We start from the raw sequence: 23,908 nt of genomic DNA on the forward strand, positions 1-23,908 counted from the left end.
GCAGGCCTAAACCACTAACACCGAGTGTCAAGGATCAACCGAAACAGATTCGTCAAGGATCAACCGACGTCAGACAGTGGCTCCAGCTCTTTCGCGCCGAGCGCACGCTTGGTGTCCCGTCGCTCCGAATTTGCGTACCTCAACCGTGCGCTCGGTGAAGGAACTCGCGGACCAGTGGCACCACTTCGTCGAGGTGTGTTTCCAGCAGCCAGTGTCCGCCGCCCAGCAGGTGAAGCGGCGCATCAGGTAGGTCGCGGTGATAGGCCCGCGCCGATTCCTCGGGCATGTACCCGTCGTGCGGACCCCACACGATCAGCGTCGGAGGTCGGTGCTCGCGGAGATAGGCCTGCTCCTGGGCGAACCAGTCGAGCGTCGACGGTTGGTCTTCGAGCAGCCGGATGAGGTTGGCCAACCGGTCGGGGGTGTTCATCAGCGACCAGTGCAGCGTCCACAGGTCGGGGCTGATGCGGTCGGCGACCTCAGCGCGAAGTTCGCCGCGAAATTCGCTTTCGAAACCTGCGAGGGTGACATGCCGGGCGATCCGGCGACGCGACGCGGGCCCCGGGTTGTCCCAAAGCTTCTTGAGGAAGCCGTACTTGGGTCCGAAGGCGTCGGCGTAGATGTCGCCGTTCTGAATGATGAGTCCGGCGACGCGGCCGGGCTCGGCGAGGGCGAGACGGAAGCCGAACTGAGAGCCGTAGTCGTGCAGCCAGATGACGTAACGCTGGAGACCGAGGCTGTTGACGAAGGACTGCAGAAACGCCGCGTAGGCGTCGAAGGTGTAGCCGAAGTCATCCGGTGAAGGTGTTGCACTGTAACCGAATCCGGGCATGTCGGGTGCGACGAGGCGCCACTGGTCGCCGAGGGCGGCCATGAGATTGCGATACACGTAGGAAGACGCCGGGTAGCCGTGTGGCAGCACGACGACAGGCGCCCCTGACGGGCCCGCTTGTCGATAGAAGGTGTCGATACCGTCGACGGTGACGCGGTGGTGGGTGACCGGTGCGATACTCACCTTTCCAGCGTGGCACGGAACGCTTCCATTACCCGCTCGGCGATCGCGGAAGTGCGGTCACTCGTGGTTTCCGCCGAGCGCGCGATACTCCTGCTCCAGCATCCTGATGCGTGCGCCGATCGCGTGGGACTCGGCGTTGGTGCGGTGCATGATCTCCTGCAGTTGCGCAAGGCCCTTCTGCGCGATGACCACGCGCATCGGGTCGCCGTTCTTGCCCGCCGGGATGCTGTTGGCGGCGTCGACGACCCACCTGCGCAAGTCGTCGAGATCGCGGCGGCCGGCGCCCACCGACTGCGCGGAATTGTCGACTTCGGCTGCCAGTCGCCGGTCCAGATCGGCTAGCCCACCGATGACGCGCCGGTGCCCGGTGTTGGCCTCGTCGTAGTCGGTGGCGGCGCGGCCGTTCCACCGGAAACCCGGTGCGGCCGACTCGAGGTCGGACTGCAGCGCGCGCAGCGCGCTGCTGTTGTCGTACTGCGCACCGGTCTGCGGGGCGCCCTCACGATAGGTCCGGCGCGCGTTCGACCAAGTCGTCAGGAACGCGTCGATCACGCTCATCGGTCAAGTATCTCAGCCCGCCGGCTACCTCGGCGCCACGAATCCGACCGGCCCAGAGGCGATGCACACCGACAACGCCGCGGTGTTCGCGCGCACTTCGATCGCGTCTCCGGCACCAGGGAGTCGGACGAACACCCTGTTGAGGCCCGGCCGGACCGGCACCTTGACCTCCTGGCCCTCCGACAGCGACATCATCATCGAGCCGTCGCTGTTGGCCAGGTAATTGATCTCTGCCGTCCAGTCGGCCGGCAGCAGCGGGCCGTCCAACGGCATCCGGACCGGGGCATCGGGTTGCACCAGGTATCCGCAACCCGGCGCGGGGCCCGATGCGATGCTGCGCACCCACGTGACCTTGCCGTCGACCACGCGACCCGCATTGTCCAGCATGCGCAATTCCGGTGTGGCCGCGGCGAATTCAGGACGATGCGGGAGCAGCGCGAACATGTGGCTGGCGCGGTTCTCCGGGCCCACCACCCGTTGCAACACCATGGGGTCGACCTCCTGGTCGAGCATCGGCGCATCGGACGTCCGGGCGGCCTCGGCCAACCCCGCCACCGCATTCTGCAGATACGGTTGCGCCGGGTTGTCGCGCCAACTCGTCAGAAACGTCGCGGTCGAGTACAGGCTGCTCGCCACGAATGCTGCGGTCAGCGAACAGATCACGGCCGTGCGGGTGCGCGACGCGTCCAGCCATTCCGACCCCTCCCGGTTCGGCGCGCACAGTCCGACCGCCGCTAGCAGCGCCAGCACCACGACGAGATCCGGCAGATACCGCAGCGTCTGCGCCAGCTCCAAAGCGGTGAACTGCGACGAGCGCATCAGGTAGATCGGGATCTGGCAGGCCACCGCGTAGCCCGCCGCCACCAGCCACACCGCGCCGATGCGCCGCTTGCGCAGCACCGTCACCGCAACCACCGCGGCCAGCGCCACCCAACCCAGCACCATCACAGTCAGCGGCGGGGTTCCCCACGGCGATGCCGGGGCCCAGCGCTGCCAGTCCCACGGGCCGCCGACCAGGCCCGGCACGATTCCGTGCGTCACCGACCGCGCGAGCAGGTCCCGCGTCATCGCCAGGTCCAGACTCCAGCGCTTCTGGTCGACCACGACGAGGTAGACGGCGATCCATCCGGCCGTAATCAGCAGAGACGGCACCCACAGGCGGACACCTCTGCGCCACACCGCCTTCACCGATGCGGTATCGGTCACATGCGCCAACAGCGCAGCGACCGCGAACGCGACGAACGGGATCACTGCCGCCTTCTCGAAGAACAGCAATCCGCCGACGTACACCAACAAACCCGTCGCCGCGTAACGCCTTCTACCGGTGCGCACCAACAGGATCGCGTCGCCGCACACCCATGCCATCGCGGCCAGCATCGGCAGCGAGTTCAGCGCCGCGGCCCACCACGCGAATCCGGGCACCGCCAGCGGCGTGAACAGCGCGAAGGTCAACGGCAGCAACAACACCGGCCGCCAACCGAGGATCACGTGCAGGGCCCGCAGCAACGCCAACGAAGCCAGCAACTGCAGGACCAGCAGGCTGATCGCCGGGCCGACCCAGTTCAGCGGCGCCAACCGGGTGATGCCGCCCGCGACGAGGAACGCCGCGGGCATGACGTGGCCGTCGTGGTCGTCGAACAGATATGCCGGCGACAGCAGTGGTTGCGTGCCGGCGCGACCGATCAGGATCAGATCGTCCCAGTAGAAGTAGCCGCCGAACGCAAGTACCGCCCGGATCGCCAACTGCACGACGATCAGGACGACGGCGGTGCGAGCGACCCAGGTGCCCAGCCAAGCGTTACCGGGGATACGCATCCCCTGCTTGCCGGCGAGCGGTCCAGGCAGACCGCACCATTTCCTCCAGCGAGTGCCGCATCCGCCAGTCCAGGTCGCGCGCCGCCAGATCACCCGACGCGACGATGCGCGCTGGGTCACCGGGTCGGCGCGCGGCGATGATCGGCTCGAAATCGAAGCCGGTGACATCGCGGATCGTCGTCATGATCTCGCGAACCGAGGTGCCGCTGCCGCTGCCGAGGTTGTAGACGGCTTCGATCGGCTCGCCGGCGGCCAATCGCCTCGCCGCGGCGACATGCGCGAGCGCCAGATCCGACACGTGGATGTAGTCACGCACGCAGGTGCCGTCCGGCGTCGGGTAGTCCGCACCGTTGATCCGCGGAGTCTCTCCGCGACAGAGCATGTCGAACACCAGAGGAAACAGATTGTGCGGGCTGACGTCGAACAGATCCTCCGACCCGGAGCCGACCACGTTGAAGTAACGCAGGCTCGTGTGCCGCAGCCCGCACGCACGGGCAGTGTCGCGAATGATCCACTCCCCCACGAGCTTACTGACGCCGTAGGGCGATTCGGGTGCCGTCGGCGTCTGCTCGGTGACGATGTCGACATCCGGTGTTCCGTAGGTGGCTGCGCTGGACGAGAACACAATTTTGTCGGTGCCGGCGGCTTCCATCGCCTGGAGCAGCGTGACCGTCGCCGAGACGTTCTGCTCGTAGGTGCGTAGCGGTTGTTGCACCGAGACACCTGCGTACTTGAAGCCCGCGATGTGTACGACGCCGGCCACGCGATGCTCGTCGAGCGTACGGGCGACAAGTTGACCATCGAGCAGGCTGCCGCGCACCAGAGGGACGTTCGACGGAACGAATCGCTCGAGGCCGGTTGAGAGGTCGTCGATCACCACCACAGGCATGTCGGCGGCCGAGAAAGCGCGCACCACATGCGAACCGATATACCCGGCTCCACCGGTCACCAGCCAAGTCATTCGATCATCCTCACCCTCGGAACGGGGGCCAGCATACGGACGATCTCGATCCGCACCCTCGATCACCCTGTGCGCTTGCGTGACAGCGCGCGCAGGTGCACCGCGATACCGACCAGCGGCCCGCACATCAGCGCGAACACCGTGCGGGTCTGCAGGTCGAGGGGTAGCAGCAGCAACAGCGTCGAGGCAACCGTGGCCGACACCCAGCCCAGCGAGTACGCGCGGTGCAGCGACGCCGCCACCGCCGCCGCACCGGTCAGTGTGAGCAACGCAATCGCGGTCGCCCCGGCCGTCAGCCAGGCCAGCAGCGCGCCGTCGGCCCGGTACTCTGCGCCGAACCCGCTGCGCAGCAACCACGGCCCGACCGTCCACGCGGCGAGCATGCCCAGCGAACCGACGCCGACGACGAGGACCGTGGGGGCCGCCAGCGCACGCAACCGGTGCGCGCGCTGGTCGACGAAGTGGGCGATCAGGTTTCCCTGCATCGCCGTGAGCGGAACGAGCAGCGGCGCCCGGGTCAGCGTCACGGCGAGGATCACCACACCTCCGGCCGCGCCGAGCTCGCCCGAGGTCGCCTTGAGCAGCACGGGAAATCCCATCACGAGGATCGCGCTGGCGCCCGCCGCGGCGATCGAGTGCATCGCGCCGCGCAGGAACGTCGCGGTGCGAACCGGGGTCAGCAGGCCGGCGGCGTGCCGGGTGGTGGGTGAGGCGATCAACATGAGCAGCCATGCCACCGCACCCGCCACGGTGGCCCACAGGTAGCCGACCAGCCCCCAGCCGATCAGAAACGTCGCGGTGGCCACCAGCACCCGCAGCCCGGCGTCGGTCACCATCAGCGAGCCGTAGGCCGTCCATCGGTTCAACCCCGCCAGCATCCCGAGCAGCGTTGCGTGCAAACAGAACCCGGCCAGCCCGACGGCCAGCAACGCGATCGAGAGCCACCGTGATTCGACGAACACATGCTCCGACCACAGCGGTGAGCTCACCGCGATCGCCGCTGCCGACACGACGCCGACGACGGCGGCCACCCGCACCGGACGGGTGTGTGGCCCGTCGGCTGCCTCGAGATCGCCGGCGGTGCGCACCTCCCGGGTGGCCTCCTGCAGCAGGCCGAACGCCGCGCCCGTGACGAGTCCGAACGCTCCCCAGAACACCCCGAACACCGAGAAGCCCGCTGGTTCGAGGTCGCGGGCTGCCAGATACAGCACCGCGTAACCGCACAGCGCGGACACGGCAGTCGCCGCACCGACCCGAGCGACGCTGCTGCGCGCGACCGGACCGGTCGGCGATGTGCCGCTTGCGCTGAGCGCATCGAACGGCGCGCCCGCATCGGTCACGACGGATCCAGCGCGGGAAGGTCCGTCGAATACAACCAGCGGTCCCACAGCGGTCGCAGTGACGTGTTTGTGTAATGCGATGCCAGGCCGGTGAAATCGTCGGTCACCACGGTGCTGTGCCGATAGCGCGCAGTCCAATCCTGCAGTAGGGCAAAGAAGTTGGCATCACCGAGATGGCGCCGCAGTACGTGCAGCGTGAGCGCGCCGCGTTTGTACACCCGGTCGTCGAACATGTCCCGCGGACCTGGATCGGCGAGGACGAGGTCCTGCCGCGAGCTTGCGAGCCGCTGATGGTAGTGCCGCGCCCAGTCCTCGGCGCTGCGGCCGCCGGAGTTCTCCGACCACAGCCACTCGGCGTAGCAGGCGAAGCCCTCGTGCAGCCAGATGTGCCGCCACCGTTTCGCGGTCACCGAGTTGCCGAACCACTGATGGGCGAGTTCATGCGCGATGAGGCGCTCGGCGCCGCGGCTACCGTCGCAGTGGTTGGCGCCGAAGATCGAAATACCTTGCGCTTCCACGGGAATCTCGAGTTCGTCGTCGGTGACCACGACGGTGTAGCCCCCGCTCAGCGGGTAGGCGCCGAACAGCTTGACGAACAGCTTTATCATCTGCGGCTGTCGGGCGAAGTCGTGTTCGAAGTTGCCGAGCAACCGGTCCGGCAGCACTGCGTCGATCGGAATGCCGTTCTTGGCCATGCGATGCCGGTCGTACATCCCGATCTGCACCGTGACCAAGTAGGTCGACGTCGGCTCCGGCAGCTCGTAGGTCCACGTCGTCATCCCGGCCCGCGCACGCCGCGACACCAACTCGCCGTTGGCGATCGCGCGATACGGGCTCTCGGTGGTGATCTGGATGCGAAAGCTCGCCTTGGCACTCGGGTGGTCGTCGCAGGGAAACCATGACTGTGCACCGTTCGGCTGGCCGGCGACCAGGGCGCCGTCGGTCAGTTCCTCGAACCCGACGTCACCCCACAGCGAACGGATTGGCCGCGGAGCCCCGCCGTAGCGCACGACGATCGTCATCGCCGCGCCGGCCGGCAGCGTGTCACGCAATGCGATGTGCAGTTTGCCCGCCGAGGTGTGAAACCGTTGCGAGCGAGCGTCATTGACGGTCACCTTCGTCGCCGACAGCGTGTCGCTGAGGTCGAGGGTGAAGGTGCGCAACGCCGCAAGCGTCACCGCGGTGATCGTCGCCGTGCCCGCGAGCCGGTTGATCGCCACCTTGTACTCGAGATCGAGTTCATAGCGCGACACCCGGTAACCGAAGTTGCCGCTGGCCGGTACGTACGGGTCGATGACCGGCGCTCCGGCACCTCCGCTCCTCGCGTCCGCGGCCTTCTTCTTGCTGCTCGTCACGCGGCCGTTGTTCTGGTCGAAGGTGCCGACGCGCCACGGCGCTTCTTGTGCGGCGCAAGCCACGGCGCGATGGGATTGCCCTGCCAGCGCGTCGACGGCGGCACCTCATCGCCACGCATCACGAGCGAAGCGGGGCCGACGGTCGCTCCCGCGCCGATGCGCGCCGCGGGCAGTGCGACACAATGCGTGCCGAGTGTCGAACCGCGTTCCAGCACAACGGTGTCCATTCGCATGATCCTGTCGTGGAACAGGTGGGTCTGCACGACGCAGCCGCGGTTGACCGTTGCGCCCGTCTCGAGGGTGACCAGGTCGGCCTCCGGCAGCCAGTACGTCTCACACCAGACGCCGCGGCCGATCCGGGCGCCCAGTGCGCGCAGCCACAGGTTCATCACCGGCGTGCCGCTGGCTGCGCGCGCGAACCACGGCGCGGCGACCGTTTCGACGAAGGTGTCGGAGACCTCGTTACGCCAGACGAACGGCGACCACAGCGGATGCTCGTCGGCCTCGATACGCCCGACCACAAGCCATTTCGCGATGACGGCGGTGATCCCGGCGACCGCGCCGGCCCCCAGCAGCACCGCACCGCCGGCCAGCGCAGACCACCCCCAACCGGCGTGCACCGCCAGCCACTGTAAGGCGAGCAACACCGCGACACCGATGGCGAACGTCACGATCAGCGGGACTATGCGGCACGTCTCGACCAGCCCGCGCAGCAGCTTCAGCCGCGCCGACGGCGCGAAGGTGCGCAGCGCGTCGGCCGCAGTCGGTTTGCGGCGCAACCTGACCGGCGGACTGCCTAGCCAGGACGACCCCGCCTTGGCCTTGCGCGGGGCCGCCGACAGCACGGCGACAAGCCCGTCGTCGGGCACTCTGCGGCCCGGTTGGGTGATGCCCGAGTTTCCGAGGAAAGCCCGCTTGCCGATTGTCGCCTTCGCGACGTGGATCCAGCCGCCGCCCAGTTCATAGGACGCCACCATGGTGTCGTCGGCCAGGAACGCACCGTCCTCCACAACGGTGAATTTCGGGGTGAGCAGCGCCGTCGAAATCTCTGTTCCCCGACCCACTTTGGCGCCGAGAAGTCGCAGCCACCACGGCGTGAGCAGGCTTGCATAAATCGGGAAGAGATAGGTGCGTGCGGCGTCCATCAGGCGCTCGGTGGCCCAGATCTGCCATCCGATGCGGCTGCGCACCGGGTGATAGCCCTCCCGTAATCCCAGCGACAGCAGTCGCACTCCGGCCACCGTGAGCACCGCGTAGGCCGCCACCGCGGCCAGCGTCGCCACCGGCGTCCACAGGACAGCGGGCGCGATCGCGTCGGTCACCGACGCGGTATCGCGGACGCCGTAACCCAGCATGGCCAACCCGACGGCGATCGCGAGGAGCGGCAGCCCGCCGAGCAAAAGGGACGTGACGCCATAGACCGCTACCCACAGCGGGGCCCGGCGCGGGCGGTGGTCCGGCCACGGGTGCCGCGCCTTGCCCGACTTCACCGCGGGCGAACCTTTCCAGTACTGACCGTTTTTCACCTTGCCGACGACACCCGAGCCGGGGGCGACATCGGCGTTCTTTCCGACGACTGCGCCCGGCAGCAGCGTCGTGCGCGCACCGACGGTCGCGTCGTTTCCGACGGTGATCGGCCCGACGTGGAATCGGTCGCCGTCGATCCAGTGGCCGGACAAATCGACCTCCGGCTCGATCGAGCTGCGGTGCCCGAGCTTGAGCATCCCGGTCACCGGCGGAGTCGAGTGCAGGTCCACGCCCTTGCCGACCTTGTTGCCCAGTGCGCGCGCGTAGAACACCAACCACGGTGCGCCCGCGAGGTTTTCGGCGCCGCTGGCTTCGGCGATCCGCTCGGCGAGCCACACCCGCAGGTGGACGGGGCCGCCGCGCCGGTAGGTGCCCGGCGCCAACCCGCTGAGCAGGAGTCGGGCGCACAGCGCCGCGATGCCCATCCGGCCGATCGGCGTGACGAACAAGACGAAGCCCACCCCGACCCACCACCAATTCAGCGGCGCGGTCCACGGCACGACTCCGGCCAGAACGTTGTTGGCCAACGCCAGCCACACCACCCACTGCAATCCGGTCAGCGTCGCCAGCGGGAGCGACAACGCCACCTGAGCCCCCTGCGCGAGACGCGACGTCGGCTTCACCTCGCGCGGACCCACCTGCGGTGGTGGTTCAAGTTCATCGAGAAAGCTCGCCAGCGATCCCAGCCGGGGATGGTCGTAGAGGTCGCCGACGGTCACCTGAGGATGGCGCCGGCGCAGCGCGGCGACCAGTTGTGCCGCCGACAGTGAGCCGCCGCCGAGCGCGAAGAAGTCCGCTTCGGGGCCGTCGACCGGGGCGCCCAGCACATCGCGCCAGAGGCCGGCGAGCCAGCCCATCGTGCCTGTCAGGTCGGCGCCGTGGTCCTCGGCGTCGATTCTGGCAGGGTCGAGCGGCCACGGCAGGGCGTCGCGATCGACCTTGCCCGAGGTGCGGGTCGGCAGCTCGTCGACGAGCACGAGGCGCGGGACCAGCGCTGCCGGCAGTGTCTCGGCCAGCGCGATGCGCGCCTTGGTGAGGTCGAACGACGAGGCGTCGCTGGCAGGCGAAAGGGTGACGTAGCCGACCAGCAGCGGGGTGCCACTGGTCGTTCGGCGCACCGCCGCTGCACCGCCGCTGACGCCGGGCAGATTGACCAGCGCGGCGTCCACTTCGCCCAGTTCGATGCGCCGACCGCCGACCTTGGCCTGGTCGTCGGCGCGACCCACGAAGTAGAGGCCGTCGCGTTCCAGCCGCACCAGGTCACCACTGCGGTAGGCCCGCGACCAACCCAGCAGTGGCATCGGCGCGTATTTCGCCGCGTCCTTCTCAGGGTCCAGGTAGCGCGCCAACCCCACCCCCGCGATGACGAGTTCGCCCACCTCGCCGTACGGCACCGGCTCACCGTTTCGGTCGACCACGGCCAGGTCCCAGCCGGCCAGCGGCAGCCCGATGCTCACCGGGCCGTCACCGGTCAGGCGGGCGGCGCATGCCACGACGGTCGCCTCGGTCGGTCCGTAGGTGTTCCACACCTCGCGGCCCTCGACGGCGAGCCGGTGCGCCAGGTCGGGCGGGCAGGCTTCGCCGCCGAAGATCAGCAGGCGCACCGCCTCGAGCGCCTCCGCGGGCCACAGGGCGGCCAGGGTCGGCACCGTGGACACCACCGTGATGTCCCGCGCGACGAGCCACGGCCCCAGATCCATCCCGCTGCGCACCAGCGACCGCGGCGCGGGCACCAGGCAGGCTCCGTGGCGCCAGGCCAGCCACATCTCCTCGCACGACGCGTCGAACGCCACCGACAACCCGGCCAGCACGCGGTCGCCGGGTCCGATCGGATTGTCCTGCACAAACATTCGTGCCTCGGCGTCGACGAACGCGGCGGCGCTGCGATGGGTGACCGCGACGCCTTTCGGGGTGCCGGTCGAGCCGGACGTGAAGATGATCCACGCGTCGTCGCGACCGAGTGGCGACACCGCGCGCCAGCCCCGGGAAGAACCGGGCCCGCGGGAAAGCCCCGCTTCGGTGATGATGGCCACCACGTTGGCCTCGGTGAACACCAGTTCGGCCCGCTCCTGCGGATCGTCGGCGTCGACGGGCACATAGGCGGCGCCGGTGGCCAGGGTCGCCAGGATCGCGACGTACAGCGCGTAACTGCCCGATGGCATGCGGACGCCGATCCGGTCGCCGCGGCCGATGCCCCGCGCGGCCAGCCACCGCACGCTGTCCTCGATGTCGGTGATGAGTTCGGCGTAGGTGAGCTGCACCTCGCCGTCGTCGATCGCGGGCGCTTCGGGATAGCGGCCCGCGGTTTCGTAGAGGATGTCGATGAGCGTGCGGGGCGCCGGCGCCACCGGGGACAACAAATATTGAGGCGGTACTTCCGGCGCCGACTCCCCAGTCACGGCTACAAAGCTACTCAGCGACGGGGTGGTGTTGCCCGCGCCGCACGCGGGGCGTGATCACGATTACGACAACGCCGGGACGTGGCCCGTCGGCGACGTCGTCGACAGCAGGTTTGATTTCCCCCGGTTTCGGTCATTCGCAGGTACCTGGCAGAATCGGCTGCGGAGGGGAGTATTCCTTCGCCGCGGTGTCGTCATCACGTCGGCCGTCATCGGACGACCGGTGCTGCGGGCCGACACGAGCCGTCGTGGCGGTGGAAGAGACCTCCGGCGCTATGACGACCGGAGGATCAGTGAACGTTTCCCAACTCGAATGGATCATCACGCTCAGCGTGACGATCGGAATCCTGCTGTTCGACGTCATCGTGATCGGCAGGCGGCCGCATGAACCGTCGAGACGGGAGACCGGGATCGCGCTGACGTTCTACGTGGGGCTGGCGATCGCGTTCGGCTTGTGGACCTGGTTCTTCCACGGCGGGCAGTACGGGCTCGAGTTCTTCGCCGGCTGGCTCACCGAGTACAGCCTGTCGGTGGACAACCTGTTCGTGTTCCTGATCATCATGGCGAGCTTCAATGTGCCCAGGAAGTATCAACAGCAGGCGCTTCTGGTGGGCATCATTCTGGCGTTGATCTTCCGCGGCATCTTCATCGCGCTCGGCGCCGTCGCGATCAACCAGTTCTCGTGGGTGTTCTACATCTTCGCCGCGTTCCTGATTTACACCGCGATCAACCTCGCCCGCAACACCGATCACGAGGACGACGGCGACAACATCGTGGTGAGGTTCGCACGCAACCACCTCAGCATGACCGACAAGTGGGACGGCCTGAAGCTGTGGGTGAAGGACAACGGCAAGCGGCTGATGACGCCGATGTTCCTCGTCATCGTCGCGCTCGGCACCACTGACCTGATCTTCGCGCTCGACTCCATTCCGGCGATCTACGGCCTGACTCAGGAGCCGTACCTGGTCTTCACGGCGAACGTGTTCGCGCTGATGGGGTTGCGCCAGCTGTACTTCCTGCTGGGCGACCTGCTCAAGCGACTCGTCTTCTTGTCTCAGGGCCTCGCGTTCATCCTCGGGTTCATCGGGGTGAAGCTGCTGCTGCATGCGCTGCACGAGAACGAGGTGCCGTTCATCAACGGCGGCGAGCATGTTCCGGTGCCCGAGATCCCGACGCTGCTGTCACTGGGCGTGATCGTCGTGACGCTGCTCATCACCACCGCGGCGAGCCTCTACAAGACACGGGTGCACGACGTGAAGAACGGCGCGAGCGAGACCACGAAATCGATCGATTCACGCTGAGCGGTCAGGCGAGCGCTTCGTAGATGAGCTTTGCGTAGCGGTTCGTGCGATCGGTTCCCGTGGTGCCGGGACCCATCCGGTTCATTACGTAAGTCAATGTCGTTCGGCGGTCGACGTCCATCACCGCCATCGAACCGCCCCAGCCGCCCCAGAAGCAGATGTTCCCTTCTGGGATTGCGGGAACGCTTGCCGGACAAGGCAGTCCGAAGCCGATGCCGAAACGCAGCGGGATCATCAACACCTGGTCCGGGCCGTTGGACTGTTCGTCGAAGATCAGGCCGATGGTCGCCGGTGCCAGCAGCTGCACACCGTTGGCCTTGCCGCCCAACGAGATCGGTGACAGCGCCCGCGCCAGTCCCCGGGCGTTCCCGTGGCCGTTCGCGCCGCCGATATCCGCCCGCCGCCACGCGACCGTCTCGGCGATGGAGGCGACGTCCTGGTCGGGCCGGATCGTGCCGAACGTCTTGATCATCGGATGATCCTGCGGCAGAACGTCGTACGGCAGGTCCAGAGGCGGCGGTGGGATCAGCTCGGCGATCCGGTGGTCGTCCTCCGGCGCCGTGCCGATCTGCACATCGGCGTCCAACGGCGTGGCGATCTCGTCGCGGACGAACTCCTTGAGCGTCTTGCCCGTGACGCGCCGGATCACCTCGCCGATGAGATGGCCGTAGTTGAGTGCGTGATAGCCCGACGCCGTCCCGGGCGGCCACCACGGAGCTTGACCCGCCAGGCGGCTGGTCGAACTGTCCCAGTCGTACATGTCCTCGAGCCCGAATGGCGCCTCCCAGCCCGACACCCCGGAGGTATGCGCCAAGAGATGTCGGACTTCGATGTCCTGCTTGCCGTTCGCCGCGAACTCGGGCCAGTAGTCGGCGACCCGGGCGTAGGGGTCGAGCCGGCCCCGGTCGATGACCATCAACGCCGCGAGCGCGGTGAGCGTCTTGCTGCAGGACCAGAAGTTGACGATCGTGTCGCGGACCCATGGGGTCGTCTTCCCGCGGTCGGCGTGGCCGCCCCAGATGTCGACGACGGACTCGCCGTCGATATCGACCGCGATGGACGCACCGAGTTCCTCGCCTTTGGTGATCTCGTCGGCGAGGGCCTCGGCCACCTTGTCGAATCGGCTGTCCCAGTGGCCGTCGATGACGGTGTGCATCGGCTCATCATGCCCGCGGCGCGGGCGTCGAGTGGCCAGTTGGCGCACGGCCGACCAGGCTCACCACCAGTTGTCGTAGCCGCCCTCGGGACCCAGCATGCGCTCGAAGCGGGTGCGGTTGATGCGGGCCAACTCGTTGCGGACGATCTTGCGCTCGGTGTCGACGTCGTTGTGCATCCGGTCGGTCACCGTCGCGAGCACCTGTTCGGCGCCGTAGCCGTTGACGAACATCACGAAGCCGAAGCCGAAATGTTCGACATAGCGCCTCGAGGCCCGGGCCAGCCGCTCCATCATCTCGGGTTGGTCGCACCAGATCGCGCATTGTTCGGCGGCCGACTTTTCGCTGCCCGGTCGCCGCCCGACGTCCGGATACGCCTGCAGGATCGTGTCGACGGAGTGCTCCGACAGCCCGAACAACAATGCGTCCGCCTCGCGGAACATCGCGGCGTGATCGGGATAGGGACGAGCGCGCGCCAGATCGGCGGCCAGCGGCACGCTGTAGCAACATTCGTACACGGCGTGCACCGCCCTGCGCATCGGCATTGCGTTGAACACGTCGAGGCCGATCCCCTGATGCATCAACACAGAATCATGATCGAAGCCGTGGAGAACAGGCAGGTTACCTCGGGTTACAGCGAGGAAAATTCAGTAGATTTCAGTGGGTTTCAGTGGACTTGAGCGGGTTTCAGGGGCCCGGGGTCAGGCTCAGTGACCCGATTCCTTGAACCGCTGCACCGACGCCTGCACTTCCGCCTCGGCCTTCTCACGCCCCACCCAATCGGCGGCCTTGACGTACTTACCTGGCTCGAGGTCCTTGTAGTGCACGAAGAAGTGCTTGATGGCCTCGAGTTCGTAGGAGGGGACGTCACCGAGATCCTGGATGTGCTCCCACCGCGGGTCGTCGGCCGGCACGCACAGGACCTTGTCGTCGCCGCCGGCCTCGTCGGTCATCTGGAACATCGCGACCGGACGAACCTCGACGACGCAGCCGGGAAACACCGATTCGGGCAGCAGCACCAGCGCGTCGAGCGGGTCGCCGTCCTCGCCGAGGGTGTCTTCGAAGAATCCGTAGTCGGTCGGATAGGCCATCGACGTATACAGGTAGCGGTCCAACTTCACCCGGCCGGTGTCGTGGTCCACTTCATACTTGTTGCGCGAACCCTTGGGAATCTCGATGACTACCTCATATTGGCTGTCGATCTGCACGTGCCCTGGCTCCTTGCCCTGTGCTCTGGTCTGGGTCGTCCTGTGAGAACGCGGGTCAACCTTAATGGAGCGATACGCTGCTGTACGGGGGCGGTCTAGTTGAGCAGGAGTGTCATGCGGCCCATTCGGTGGCGGCGATCCACGCACATGGCGGTCGGGGCGGCGGTGTTGGTGCTGATCGCCGTGGTCGTGGTGGTTGCCGCGCTGCTCACCGCGGGTCCGTCCACCGAAGCTGCCGCCGTCAAGCCGGCGCCCGCTGCCGCAACGGCGAACCCCGCCGTCGTGCCGGTTGCCGACTCGGCGCCGAAGCCGGTACCGCACCGGTTGGCCGCCGTGCTCGCGCCCGCGCTGGCCGACCCGAACCTGGGCCACCTGACCGGCCGTGTCACCGACGCCATCAGCGGGACCACGCTGTGGGCGCAGGAAGCCGAGGTACCGATGCAGCCGGCGTCGACCAACAAGATGCTGACCGCCGCCGCAGCGCTGCTGACGCTGGACCGCGACGCCCGGCTGACCACCCGCGTGTACAGCGGCGACGCGCCCGGGGTGGTGGTGCTCAAGGGCGGTGGTGACCCGACCTTGTCGGCCGCGCCCGCCGGACAGGAGACCTGGTACCGCGACGCGGCGCGCATCAGCGACCTGGCCGAGCAGGTCTTGGGCAGCGGCATCGAGGTGACCGCCGTGCAGGTCGACACCAGCACCTACAGCGGCCCGACGATGGCGCCGGGGTGGGATCCGCTGGACATCGACGGCGGGGACATCGCGCCGATGGAGTCGGTGATGCTCGACTGCGGGCGCACCCAGCCGGTGAGCGTGGACTCCGCGCGGTCGCGCACACCTGCGCTGGACGCCGGCCGGGCGCTGGCGGCCGCGCTGGAGATCGACCCGGCGAAGGTGAGCGTGCGGCCCGGAAGCGCAAGCGGCGGCAAGGAGATCGCCGCGGTGCAGTCGCCGCCGCTGATGCCAAGGCTGCGCGAAATGATGAACGCCTCGGACAACGTGATGGCCGAGGCGATCGGCCGGGAGGTCGCCGCGGAGAGGAACCTGCCGCAGAGCTTCGACGGCGCCGTCCGTGCGACGCTCGGCGCTCTCGACGAAGCCGGAATCGACACCACCGGCGCGAGGTTGTTCGACTCCAGCGGACTGTCTGTCGATGACCGCCTCACCGCGGAGACGCTGGACGAGGTGGTCCAGGCGGCGGCCGGAAGCGACCATCCGTCGCTACGGCCGCTGGTCGACCTGCTGCCGATCGCCGGGGGCAGCGGAACACTGTCCAACCGTTATCTGGACACCGACATCGTCAAGCCCGCCGCCGGTTTCCTGCGCGCCAAGACGGGGTCGCTGACCGGCACCAACTCACTGGCCGGCATCGTCACCGACGCGAGCGGACGCGTCCTGACGTTTGCGCTGATCTCCAACAACGCCGGCCCGACCGGGCGCATCGCGCTCGACAACCTGGCCGCCACGCTGCGAACGTGCGGATGCAACGTATGACATCGACGACCAAGTCCTCACTCTCCGTCGGTCGCGCCGTCGACTGGAAGTTCGCGGCGACGGTCGGGGAGAAGCTGGCCCGCCCGGGTCCGGCGTCGAGCGAGTACACGCGGCGTCAGGTGATCGAGCAGTTGTCCGAGGCGGCGCGCTCCGCCGAACTGCCGGTGCGCGAGGTGACCGGTTTGAACGAGGGTGGCGAGATCCCCGAGGCCCGGATCGTGGACCGGCCGCAGTGGATCCGCGCCGCCACGCGGTCCATGCGGGTGATGACCGGCGGAACCGAGAATCCCAAGGGTTTCATCAGCGGCCGGATCACCGGCGCCCAGACCGGCGCGGTGCTCGCATTCATCTCGTCGGGCATCCTCGGCCAGTACGACCCTTTCGGCCCCGACGGTGGTGAACTACTGCTGGTCTACCCCAACGTGATCGCGGTGGAGCGGCAACTTCGCGTGCAGCCTTACGACTTCCGGCTGTGGGTGTGCCTGCATGAGGTCACCCACCGGGTGCAGTTCCGCGCCAACCCGTGGCTGGCGGATCACATGTCTCGGGCGCTGGCCGTACTCACCGAGGAAAACAGCGACGACATCGCCGAAATGGTCTCGCGGCTCGCGGAATTCGTGCGCAGTCGCCGCGGGAACGCCAACGGGGCTGCGCAGGATGCCAATTCGAACGGTGTGATCGGGCTGCTGCGTGCGGTGCAATCCGAGCCGCAGCGCGAGGCGCTCGACCAGCTTCTGGTGTTGGGCACGCTGCTCGAAGGTCACGCGGACCATGTGATGGATGCGGTCGGCCCCGCGGTGGTGCCGTCGGTGGCCACCATCCGCAGCCGGTTCGACGAGCGGCGGCAACGCAAACAGCCGCCACTGCAGCGGGTGGTGCGCGCATTGCTCGGATTCGACGCCAAGCTCAGCCAGTACACCCGCGGCAAGGCATTCGTCGACCACGTGGTGTCCGCTGTCGGGATGGCCCGGTTCAACTCCGTGTGGTCCGGTCCCGAAACACTGCCTCTGCCAAAAGAAATCGACGAGCCACAACGATGGATCGACAGGGTGCTGTAACCGCGGTACGGGCGGCCGTCACCGCGTTCACCCGTGACCACTGCGCCGGCGACGACCGCTGGTGCGTCGCACTGTCCGGCGGCGCGGATTCTCTCGCGTTGACCGCGGCCGCGGCCGGTGTGAAACCGACCACCGCGTTGATCGTGGATCACCAGCTGCAGCCGAACTCAGCGGCCGTGGCGCAAACCGCACAGCAGCAGGCTCAGTCACTCGGATGCGTTGCGACACAGGTGATCCGCGTCGACGTCGGCACTACAGGCGGACCGGAAGCGGCCGCGCGCACCGCCCGCTACCGGGTGCTCGACGCGGCGCGGGACGGGGCGCCGGTGCTGCTCGGGCACACGCTGGACGACCAGGCCGAGACGGTTCTGCTGGGGTTGGGCCGCGGCTCGGGGGCGCGGTCCATCGCCGGTATGCGACCGTGCGACCCGCCGTGGTACCGGCCGCTGCTCGGCGTTCGGCGGGCGGTGACCCGGGCCGCGTGCGCCGAACTCGGACTGGATCCGTGGCAGGATCCGCACAACTCCGACCGTCGCTTCACCCGGGTCCGGCTGCGCGAGGAGGTGTTGCCACTGCTCGAAGACGTGCTCGGCGGCGGTGTCGCCGAGGCGCTCGCCCGCACCGCGAGCGCGTTGCGCGCCGATACCGACACGCTTGACGAACTCGCCGACCGCGCGCTGCTCGACATTCGCGGCGACGGTGCACTCGACACCGAAAAACTGACCGTACTGCCGGAAGCCCTGCGGCTGCGGGTGATTCGACGCTGGCTGCTCGACGGTGGCGCCAGCGATCTGACCGTCAAGCAGATTCGCGGGGTGGACGCGCTGGTGACGGCGTGGCGAGGCCAAGGTGGCGTGGCGGTCGGATCCCCCCTTCGTGAGCGACGACTGATCGCCGCTCGCCGTGACGGCATGTTGACCCTGCACACCGAGCCGGTACGAAACGTGGAAAACTGTGCCCGTGCCTGACCAACCCGCCGAGCTGTACTCCGGCGACATCAAGTCGGTGCTGCTGTCGTCCGACGAGATTCAGGCAAAGATCGCCGAACTCGGTGCGCGCATCGGCGAGGAGTACCGCGACGCCGTCGAAGCAGGCGGCCAGGACCTGCTGCTGGTGACCGTGCTCAAGGGCGCGGTCTTCTTCGTCACCGACCTCGCGCGGGCGATTCCGCTGCCGACGCAGTTGGAGTTCATGGCGGTCAGCTCGTATGGCTCGTCCACGTCGTCGTCCGGCGTGGTGCGCATCCTCAAAGACCTCGACCGCGACATCAACGGCCGCGACGTGCTCATCGTCGAGGACATCGTGGATTCCGGCCTGACCCTGTCCTGGTTGTTGCGCAACCTCGCGACCCGCCACCCCCGCTCCCTGCGGGTGTGCGCGCTGCTGCGCAAACCCGACGCGGTGCGCGCCGACGTCGACATCGCACACGTCGGATTCGACATCCCCAACGAGTTCGTCGTCGGCTACGGCCTGGACTACGCCGAGCGCTACCGCGACCTCAACTACATCGGGACGTTGGACCCGAAGGTCTATGACCAGGATTGAGGCGACGATCCTCGCGCGTCACACCACTCAACGTTTTGCCGACAACGGGCGAGTAGCGGGCCGCAAAACGTTGATCGGTGTGCAAGCTGAGGTGATTACCGATCACGTAGCGGCGCAACCGGCAGGTCGCGGCGCAAGACGCGCCAACTATGCCTCAAGTAATGGCGCGAATCACCTGCTCGGCGCAGGATGAGGACCATGAGCGAAACAGCCCTTCGCATCTGCCCAATTTGTGAGGCGACCTGCGGCCTGACCCTGACCATCGACGACGGTCGCATCACGGGTGCCCGTGGCGACAAAGACGACGTGTTCAGCAAGGGCTTCATCTGCCCGAAAGGCGCCAGCTTCGCCGAACTCGACAACGACCCCGACCGGTTGGCCCGCCCGCTGATCCGGCGGGACGGCGTGCTGACCGAGGCGACGTGGGAGGAGGCGTACGCGGCGGTTGCCGAGGGGCTCGGCGGTGTCATCGCCGAACACGGCGGCGCGGCGGTCGGCGCGTACCTCGGCAACCCGAACGCCCACACCATCGCCGGCGGGCTGTACACGCCGCTCGTCGTGAAAGCGTTGGGCACCCGGCAGGTGTACTCGGCGAGCACACTCGACCAGATGCCCAAGCACGTCGCGCTGGGCTACATGTTCGGCAGCCCGGTCGCGTTCACCGTGCCCGACCTCGACCGCACCGACTACCTCGTGGTCATCGGCGCGAATCCCCTTGTCTCCAACGGCAGTCTGGCGACCGCTGCGGACTTCCCTGGCAAGCTGCGCGCGCTGCGGAAGCGCGGCGGACGCCTCGTCGTCATCGACCCCGCCCGCACCCGCACCGCCGAACTCGCCGACCGCCACCTCGCGCCCCGGCCGGGCACCGACGCGGCGCTGCTCGCCGGTGTCGTCAACGTGCTGTTCGACGAAGACCTCGTCGACCTGAAGGAACTCGCCGGGCATGTCGACGGCATCGATGAGGTCCGCGCGCTGACCGCTGACTTCTCCCCGGACACCGTGGCCGCCTACTGCGAAGTGCCCGCCGACGACATCCGCACCCTGGCCCGCGAGATCGCGGCCGCGCCGTCGGCGGCCGTCTACGGTCGAATCGGCACGTCCACAGTGGAATTCGGCACGCTGGGCAGTTGGCTGGTCGACGTCGTCAACATTCTCACCGGCAATCTGGACCGCCCCGGCGGTGCGATGTTCCCGCTCTCGCCGATCGCGCCCGCGCCACGCCCGCCGAAGCCGGGCCGCGGCTTCCTCACCGGCCGCTGGCACAGCCGGGTATCCGGCTATCCCGAAGCGCTGTCGGAGCTACCGGCCGCGGCGTTCGCCGAGGAGATCGACACCCCCGGCGACGGCCAGATCAAGGCCGTCATCACGATCGCGGGCAACCCGGTGCTGTCGGCGCCCGACGGGGACCGCCTCGCCAAGGCGCTCGACAGCGTCGAGTTCATGCTCAGCGTCGACCCGTATCTCAACGAGACCACTCGGCACGCCGACGTCATCCTGCCTCCGCCTCCGCCGTCGCGCAGCGCACATTTCGACATCGCGCTCAACAGCGCCGCGGTGCGGAACAACGCCCGCTATTCACCGCCTGCCCTTCCGCTGGCCGGCCGGCCGGACGAAGTCGAGATACTGTCGCGCATCGCCCTGATCCTGTACGGCCTCGGGCACGATGCGGATCCGATGCTGGTCGACGACCAGGTGATCGCCACGACGTTGGCCAAGGAGGTCGGCGACCCCCATTCGCCGGTCGCCGGGCGGTCCGTCGACGAACTGACGGCGATGCTGCCGCCCGCGCCGGGCTACGAACGGCGCCTCGACATGATGCTGCGACTCGGTGCTTACGGGGACGCGTTCGGCGCCAGACCCGACGGCCTCACGCTCGCCAAGCTCAAGGCGGCGCCGCACGGCATCGACCTCGGCCCGCTGCGGCCGCGGCTCGCCGAGGTGCTGCGGACACCAAGTGGCCGAATCGAACTCGCACCGCACCAGTTGACCGCTGATGTCCCGCGGCTGCGGAATGCGCTGGGACGGCGCGCCGACGGGTTCGTACTGATCGGGCGACGGCACCTGCGATCGAACAACAGCTGGATGCACAACCTGCACGCGTTGTCGGGCGGGTCGAACCGGTGCACGCTGCGCATCAATCCCGACGACGCGGCCGATCTCGGCCTGACCGACACGGCCGTCGTCAAGGGGCCCGGCGGCGAGCTCCTGGCCCCGGTGGAGATCACCCCCGAAATGCGCCGCGGCGTGGTGTCGCTGCCGCACGGATGGGGCCACGACCGCGGCGGCACCGGACAACGCGTCGCCGCGGACGAGCCCGGGGTGAATGTCAACCAGCTCAACGACGGCAACCATCTGGATCCGCTGTCGGGCACGACTGTGCTCAACGGCATACCGGTCGACATCGCGCCCGCGGGTTAGGTGAGCTCGTAGACCACCGTCACGTTGAAGCCGACGGCCTGCTGGCCGGGCTCGACCGGCACGGCGGCCATCTCCGCCGCCGGACCGCGCGGACCCGGATACGGCGTCGGAGGCGTCGACGACGGCGCCTCCGAGATCGAGATGACCTTGCCCAGATCCAGGTCGGCCAACAGCGCGTACTGTTCGGCCCGGCTCTTGGCGTCGTTGAACGCCCGGGCGCGCGCCTCGCGGACGAGCTGCGAATCGTCCTCGATTGCGAGGGTGACGTCGTTGATCCGCATCGCGTTGCCGCCCCTGCTTGCGATGATCCCGAACGCCTGCGACGCCGTGTTCAGCTCGCGGATCTTGATGTCGATGGTGTTCGACGCCCGATACCCGGTGATGTTGGTGGAGTCGCCGCCGGCGTACTGCGGCTGCACACTGACCTGAGAGGTGTTGATGTCCTTGCGGTCGATGCCCGAGTCGACCAATGCGTCGATGACGCCACGCTGCAGCTGGCTGGTCTGGTTCAAGGCGCCGGCAGCGTCGGGGGCGACGACCTCCATCGCCGCGTTGATCGTCAGCGTGTCGGGCGTGCCGAGCACCTCGCCGGTTCCGACGACCGTGACCTGACGCGGCGCGCTGTCGTCGTTGGTGAGGACCGGGCTGGACTTCGCGTCACAGCCCGCAAGGACGGCGATCAATCCCACCGCGGCGACGGCGAGGACTCGGATGGGCGTCTTCGCCCGCGCAGCGATTGGCATGACCGGCACCCTACCGTCAGGGCGTCACCATGATCTTGCAGTGCGTGTCGGGATGGGCCAACTCCTCGAACGCGGCGCCCACCCCGTCGAGACCGACCTCGCCGGTGATCAGCGGCGAGACATCGATGTGGCCGTCGGCGATGGCGCGCAACGCTTCCGCGAATTCGTTGTGGTCGTAGGCGTTGACGAACTGCACGTTGATCTCCTTCGCGATGCCGAACAGCGGCAGCACGGTGTCGGGCTGCATGCAGACACCGGCCACCACCAAGCGGCTGCCCAGCGGTGCGCGTCGCATCACGTCGTTGATGATGCCGGGCACGCCGACAGCCTCGAAGATCACCGCGGGCTTCGCGGTGTCGAACGGTGACCCGTCCGCCGGGTCCAGCGTCACGTGCGCGCCCATCGTCGCGGCGAGTTCCCGGCGTGTCGCCGAAAAGTCGGCGGCCGCAATGTGTTCGACGCCTTTGAGCCGTAACGCGGCGATGATCGCGATGCCGATCGGGCCGCAGCCGATGACGAGGGCGGCCTCATCGGGTGCGATGGCGGACTTGTTGACCGCGTGCAGCCCGACGGCCATCGGTTCGGTGAGGGCGCCGTGCCGCGGGTCGACACCGTCGGGCACGCGCAGCAGCAGCGGCGCCGACAGCAGCATCCGCTCGGCGTACCCGCCGAGCACCGTGTTGCTCGACAGGATCGGCTCGAAACCGTTCGGCGACAGCAACACCGGCAGCGATGTCACGACCGTTCCAGGTGCCGGCGCGTCGGTGCGCGGGCCGGCCTCGAGGATCTCGGCGCTGAACTCGTGGCCCATGTACACGTCGTCGTCGACGTCGACGGGCAGACCGCCTTGCACTGGCATTCCCGTGATCTCGCGGGTGAGCCGAACCATCTGGTCGCCGTGCTTCGCGAAGTGCAGATCCGAGCCACAGATCCCGCAGGCTTTGACCGCGACGAGGACCTGACCCTCCAGGGGAACCGGTTCGGGCACGTCGTCGCGGACCACCATCCGTCCGCCGCGCAGTACGGCAGCGCGCATTCACCACTCCAATCCGGCGAGGAAATCGAGCAGCACCGCGTTGACCGCGGCGGGCCGTTCTTGCGGCAGCCAGTGCCCGGCGCCGTCGATCATCACTTCGCGGTAGTCGCCGGTGACGATTTCGCGGGCGCGGTGTCGCGGCGTGTAGGCCAGGGTCGGATCGTCGGCGCCGCCGAGAAACAGCGAGGGAACCGCGATCGTGGCGGCGGGGGTGGCCGCGGTCAGTTCCCAGTTGAGATCGAAACAGCGGTACCAGTTCAACGGTGCGGTGAACCCGGTGCGGGTGAACTCCTCGACGTAGTAGTCGAATTCGTCCTGGCTGATCCAGTCGGGTAGGTCGCCGGGTTCCGGAATGCGCGCGAGAAAGCCGTGCGGACCCGGCTCGAGCATCCGCTGGTCGACGAGCCCGTCCTTGGCCGCGGTGGCCGAGCCGAACAACTTGCGCATGGTCATGGCGGGGTCGCGGTTCAACTCCGCGTCGGCCGGGCCGGGCTCCTGGTAGTAGAGGATGTAGAAGAACTTTTCGCCGAAAATGCGGCGGAACGCCTGCGTGGTGGGCACCCGCGAGCGCGGCACCGGCGGTGCGCAGATGCCGACCGCGCCGGCGAACCGGTCCGGGTGCAGCAGCGGTGCCGCCCACGCCACGACGCCGCCGAAGTCGTGGCCGACGATGACGGCCCGCTCCGCGCCGGCGTCGTCGAGCAGGCCGACCACGTCGGCGCACAGCTCGACGACGTTGTAGGCGTCGATGGCGCCGGGCCGCGACGACGCCCCGTAGCCGCGCTGATCGGGCGCCAGCACGTGATAACCGGCCTCGGCGAGCGCCGGCAGTTGATGGCGCCAGGAGTAGGCAAGTTCGGGGAAGCCGTGGGCCAGGACCACCAGCGGCGCGCCCGGCTCACCCGCTTCGAGCACCCGCAGCCGGACGCCATTGGTATCGACAAACCGCTCGGCCGGTGTGAGCACGCTCATATCTTCGAC

General features: G+C 68.1%; 19 protein-coding genes. 6 read left to right on the top strand and 13 right to left on the bottom strand.

Annotation, left to right across the window (positions count from 1 at the left end):
* Positions 1 to 139: 139 nt before the first annotated feature.
* From AU187_RS23815 to AU187_RS23845, 7 genes are all read right to left on the bottom strand, one after another.
* A complete protein-coding gene (locus AU187_RS23815; RefSeq protein ID WP_286132149.1) occupies positions 140 to 1,015 on the bottom strand; it encodes an alpha/beta fold hydrolase in 876 nt (291 codons plus the stop codon).
* A 57-nt stretch (positions 1,016 to 1,072) separates the two neighbouring features.
* Positions 1,073 to 1,573 (bottom strand): EspA/EspE family type VII secretion system effector, encoded by a 501-nt coding sequence (locus AU187_RS23820; protein WP_059167436.1) that lies wholly within the window; start codon positions 1,571 to 1,573, stop codon positions 1,073 to 1,075.
* A 24-nt stretch (positions 1,574 to 1,597) separates the two neighbouring features.
* Positions 1,598 to 3,388 (bottom strand): hypothetical protein, encoded by a 1,791-nt coding sequence (locus AU187_RS23825; protein ID WP_082691882.1) that lies wholly within the window; start codon positions 3,386 to 3,388, stop codon positions 1,598 to 1,600.
* Entirely contained in the window at positions 3,372 to 4,349 is a 978-nt protein-coding gene (galE, locus tag AU187_RS23830; protein WP_059167437.1) for a UDP-glucose 4-epimerase GalE, read from the bottom strand. The genes AU187_RS23825 and galE overlap by 17 nt, the downstream gene beginning before the upstream one ends.
* A 62-nt stretch (positions 4,350 to 4,411) precedes the next feature.
* Positions 4,412 to 5,689 (bottom strand): polysaccharide biosynthesis protein, encoded by a 1,278-nt coding sequence (locus tag AU187_RS23835; protein ID WP_059167438.1) that lies wholly within the window; start codon positions 5,687 to 5,689, stop codon positions 4,412 to 4,414.
* Complete coding sequence (locus tag AU187_RS23840; RefSeq protein ID WP_059167451.1) at positions 5,686 to 7,044, bottom strand: M1 family metallopeptidase; 1,359 nt, start codon at positions 7,042 to 7,044, stop codon at positions 5,686 to 5,688. Before AU187_RS23840 ends, AU187_RS23835 begins: the two co-directional genes overlap by 4 nt.
* The gene (locus AU187_RS23845) at positions 7,041 to 10,970 is read right to left on the bottom strand and encodes a Pls/PosA family non-ribosomal peptide synthetase (RefSeq protein WP_156442408.1); all 3,930 of its coding nucleotides are present in this window, start codon (positions 10,968 to 10,970) and stop codon (positions 7,041 to 7,043) included. Before AU187_RS23845 ends, AU187_RS23840 begins: the two co-directional genes overlap by 4 nt.
* A gap of 293 nt (positions 10,971 to 11,263) precedes the next feature.
* Here AU187_RS23845 and AU187_RS23850 point away from each other — a divergent pair, with 293 nt between their 5' ends.
* A complete protein-coding gene (locus AU187_RS23850; protein ID WP_059101700.1) occupies positions 11,264 to 12,271 on the top strand; it encodes a TerC family protein in 1,008 nt (335 codons plus the stop codon).
* A 4-nt stretch (positions 12,272 to 12,275) separates the two neighbouring features.
* Here AU187_RS23850 and AU187_RS23855 read toward each other — a convergent pair whose 3' ends face one another.
* From AU187_RS23855 to AU187_RS23865, 3 genes are all read right to left on the bottom strand, one after another.
* Positions 12,276 to 13,427 (bottom strand): serine hydrolase domain-containing protein, encoded by a 1,152-nt coding sequence (locus AU187_RS23855; RefSeq protein ID WP_059167440.1) that lies wholly within the window; start codon positions 13,425 to 13,427, stop codon positions 12,276 to 12,278.
* Between the two features lie 60 nt (positions 13,428 to 13,487).
* Complete coding sequence (locus tag AU187_RS23860) at positions 13,488 to 14,012, bottom strand: 2-oxo-4-hydroxy-4-carboxy-5-ureidoimidazoline decarboxylase (RefSeq protein ID WP_172800349.1); 525 nt, start codon at positions 14,010 to 14,012, stop codon at positions 13,488 to 13,490.
* Between the two features lie 120 nt (positions 14,013 to 14,132).
* A complete protein-coding gene (locus AU187_RS23865) occupies positions 14,133 to 14,627 on the bottom strand; it encodes an inorganic diphosphatase (protein ID WP_059167453.1) in 495 nt (164 codons plus the stop codon).
* A gap of 120 nt (positions 14,628 to 14,747) precedes the next feature.
* Between AU187_RS23865 and dacB the strand changes: the two genes are divergently transcribed.
* The 5 genes from dacB (at position 14,748) to AU187_RS23890 (ending at position 21,148) form a co-directional block, all read left to right on the top strand.
* Positions 14,748 to 16,127 carry a D-alanyl-D-alanine carboxypeptidase/D-alanyl-D-alanine endopeptidase gene (gene dacB, locus AU187_RS23870; protein ID WP_059167441.1) on the top strand — a complete coding sequence of 460 codons (1,380 nt, stop codon included), beginning with the start codon at positions 14,748 to 14,750 and terminating at the stop codon, positions 16,125 to 16,127.
* Positions 16,124 to 17,185 (top strand): Rv3626c family coenzyme F420 biosynthesis-associated protein, encoded by a 1,062-nt coding sequence (locus AU187_RS23875; protein ID WP_286132151.1) that lies wholly within the window; start codon positions 16,124 to 16,126, stop codon positions 17,183 to 17,185. The genes dacB and AU187_RS23875 overlap by 4 nt, the downstream gene beginning before the upstream one ends.
* The gene (gene tilS, locus AU187_RS23880) at positions 17,164 to 18,153 is read left to right on the top strand and encodes a tRNA lysidine(34) synthetase TilS (RefSeq protein ID WP_059167442.1); all 990 of its coding nucleotides are present in this window, start codon (positions 17,164 to 17,166) and stop codon (positions 18,151 to 18,153) included. Before AU187_RS23875 ends, tilS begins: the two co-directional genes overlap by 22 nt.
* On the top strand, positions 18,140 to 18,730 hold the full coding sequence (gene hpt, locus AU187_RS23885) for a hypoxanthine phosphoribosyltransferase (protein WP_059167443.1): 591 nt from the start codon (positions 18,140 to 18,142) through the stop codon (positions 18,728 to 18,730). Before tilS ends, hpt begins: the two co-directional genes overlap by 14 nt.
* A 198-nt stretch (positions 18,731 to 18,928) precedes the next feature.
* Positions 18,929 to 21,148, top strand: coding sequence for a molybdopterin-dependent oxidoreductase (locus AU187_RS23890; protein ID WP_059101695.1), 2,220 nt, complete (start codon positions 18,929 to 18,931; stop codon positions 21,146 to 21,148).
* Here AU187_RS23890 and AU187_RS23895 read toward each other — a convergent pair.
* Genes AU187_RS23895 through AU187_RS23905 form a run of 3 tightly spaced genes read right to left on the bottom strand, consistent with a single transcriptional unit; the run spans position 21,145 to position 23,893 of the window.
* On the bottom strand, positions 21,145 to 21,891 hold the full coding sequence (locus AU187_RS23895; protein WP_059101694.1) for an SIMPL domain-containing protein: 747 nt from the start codon (positions 21,889 to 21,891) through the stop codon (positions 21,145 to 21,147). The two genes, AU187_RS23890 and AU187_RS23895, sit on opposite strands and share 4 nt — an antisense overlap.
* Before the next feature lie 16 nt (positions 21,892 to 21,907).
* Complete coding sequence (locus AU187_RS23900; protein WP_059101693.1) at positions 21,908 to 22,927, bottom strand: zinc-binding dehydrogenase; 1,020 nt, start codon at positions 22,925 to 22,927, stop codon at positions 21,908 to 21,910.
* Positions 22,928 to 23,893: an alpha/beta fold hydrolase gene (locus tag AU187_RS23905; RefSeq protein WP_172800355.1), complete on the bottom strand. Its 966-nt coding sequence runs from the start codon at positions 23,891 to 23,893 to the stop codon at positions 22,928 to 22,930.
* Positions 23,894 to 23,908 lie beyond the last annotated feature (15 nt).

Source organism: Mycobacterium sp. IS-1556 (assembly GCF_001499985.1).
In the GTDB taxonomy this organism is placed as follows: domain Bacteria; phylum Actinomycetota; class Actinomycetes; order Mycobacteriales; family Mycobacteriaceae; genus Mycobacterium.

Bases quoted from the DNA above. Each gene is read 5' to 3' on its own strand.
- AU187_RS23820 (WP_059167436.1), bottom strand. From the start codon at position 1,573: ATGAGCGTGATCGACGCGTTCCTGACGACTTGGTCGAACGCGCGCCGG.
- AU187_RS23825 (WP_082691882.1), bottom strand. From the start codon at position 3,388: ATGCGTATCCCCGGTAACGCTTGGCTGGGCACCTGGGTCGCTCGCACC.
- galE (WP_059167437.1), bottom strand. From the start codon at position 4,349: ATGACTTGGCTGGTGACCGGTGGAGCCGGGTATATCGGTTCGCATGTG.
- AU187_RS23855 (WP_059167440.1), bottom strand. From the start codon at position 13,427: ATGCACACCGTCATCGACGGCCACTGGGACAGCCGATTCGACAAGGTG.
- dacB (WP_059167441.1), top strand. From the start codon at position 14,748: ATGCGGCCCATTCGGTGGCGGCGATCCACGCACATGGCGGTCGGGGCG.
- AU187_RS23875 (WP_286132151.1), top strand. From the start codon at position 16,124: ATGACATCGACGACCAAGTCCTCACTCTCCGTCGGTCGCGCCGTCGAC.
- tilS (WP_059167442.1), top strand. From the start codon at position 17,164: ATGGATCGACAGGGTGCTGTAACCGCGGTACGGGCGGCCGTCACCGCG.
- AU187_RS23890 (WP_059101695.1), top strand. From the start codon at position 18,929: ATGAGCGAAACAGCCCTTCGCATCTGCCCAATTTGTGAGGCGACCTGC.
- AU187_RS23895 (WP_059101694.1), bottom strand. From the start codon at position 21,891: ATGCCAATCGCTGCGCGGGCGAAGACGCCCATCCGAGTCCTCGCCGTC.
- AU187_RS23900 (WP_059101693.1), bottom strand. From the start codon at position 22,927: ATGCGCGCTGCCGTACTGCGCGGCGGACGGATGGTGGTCCGCGACGAC.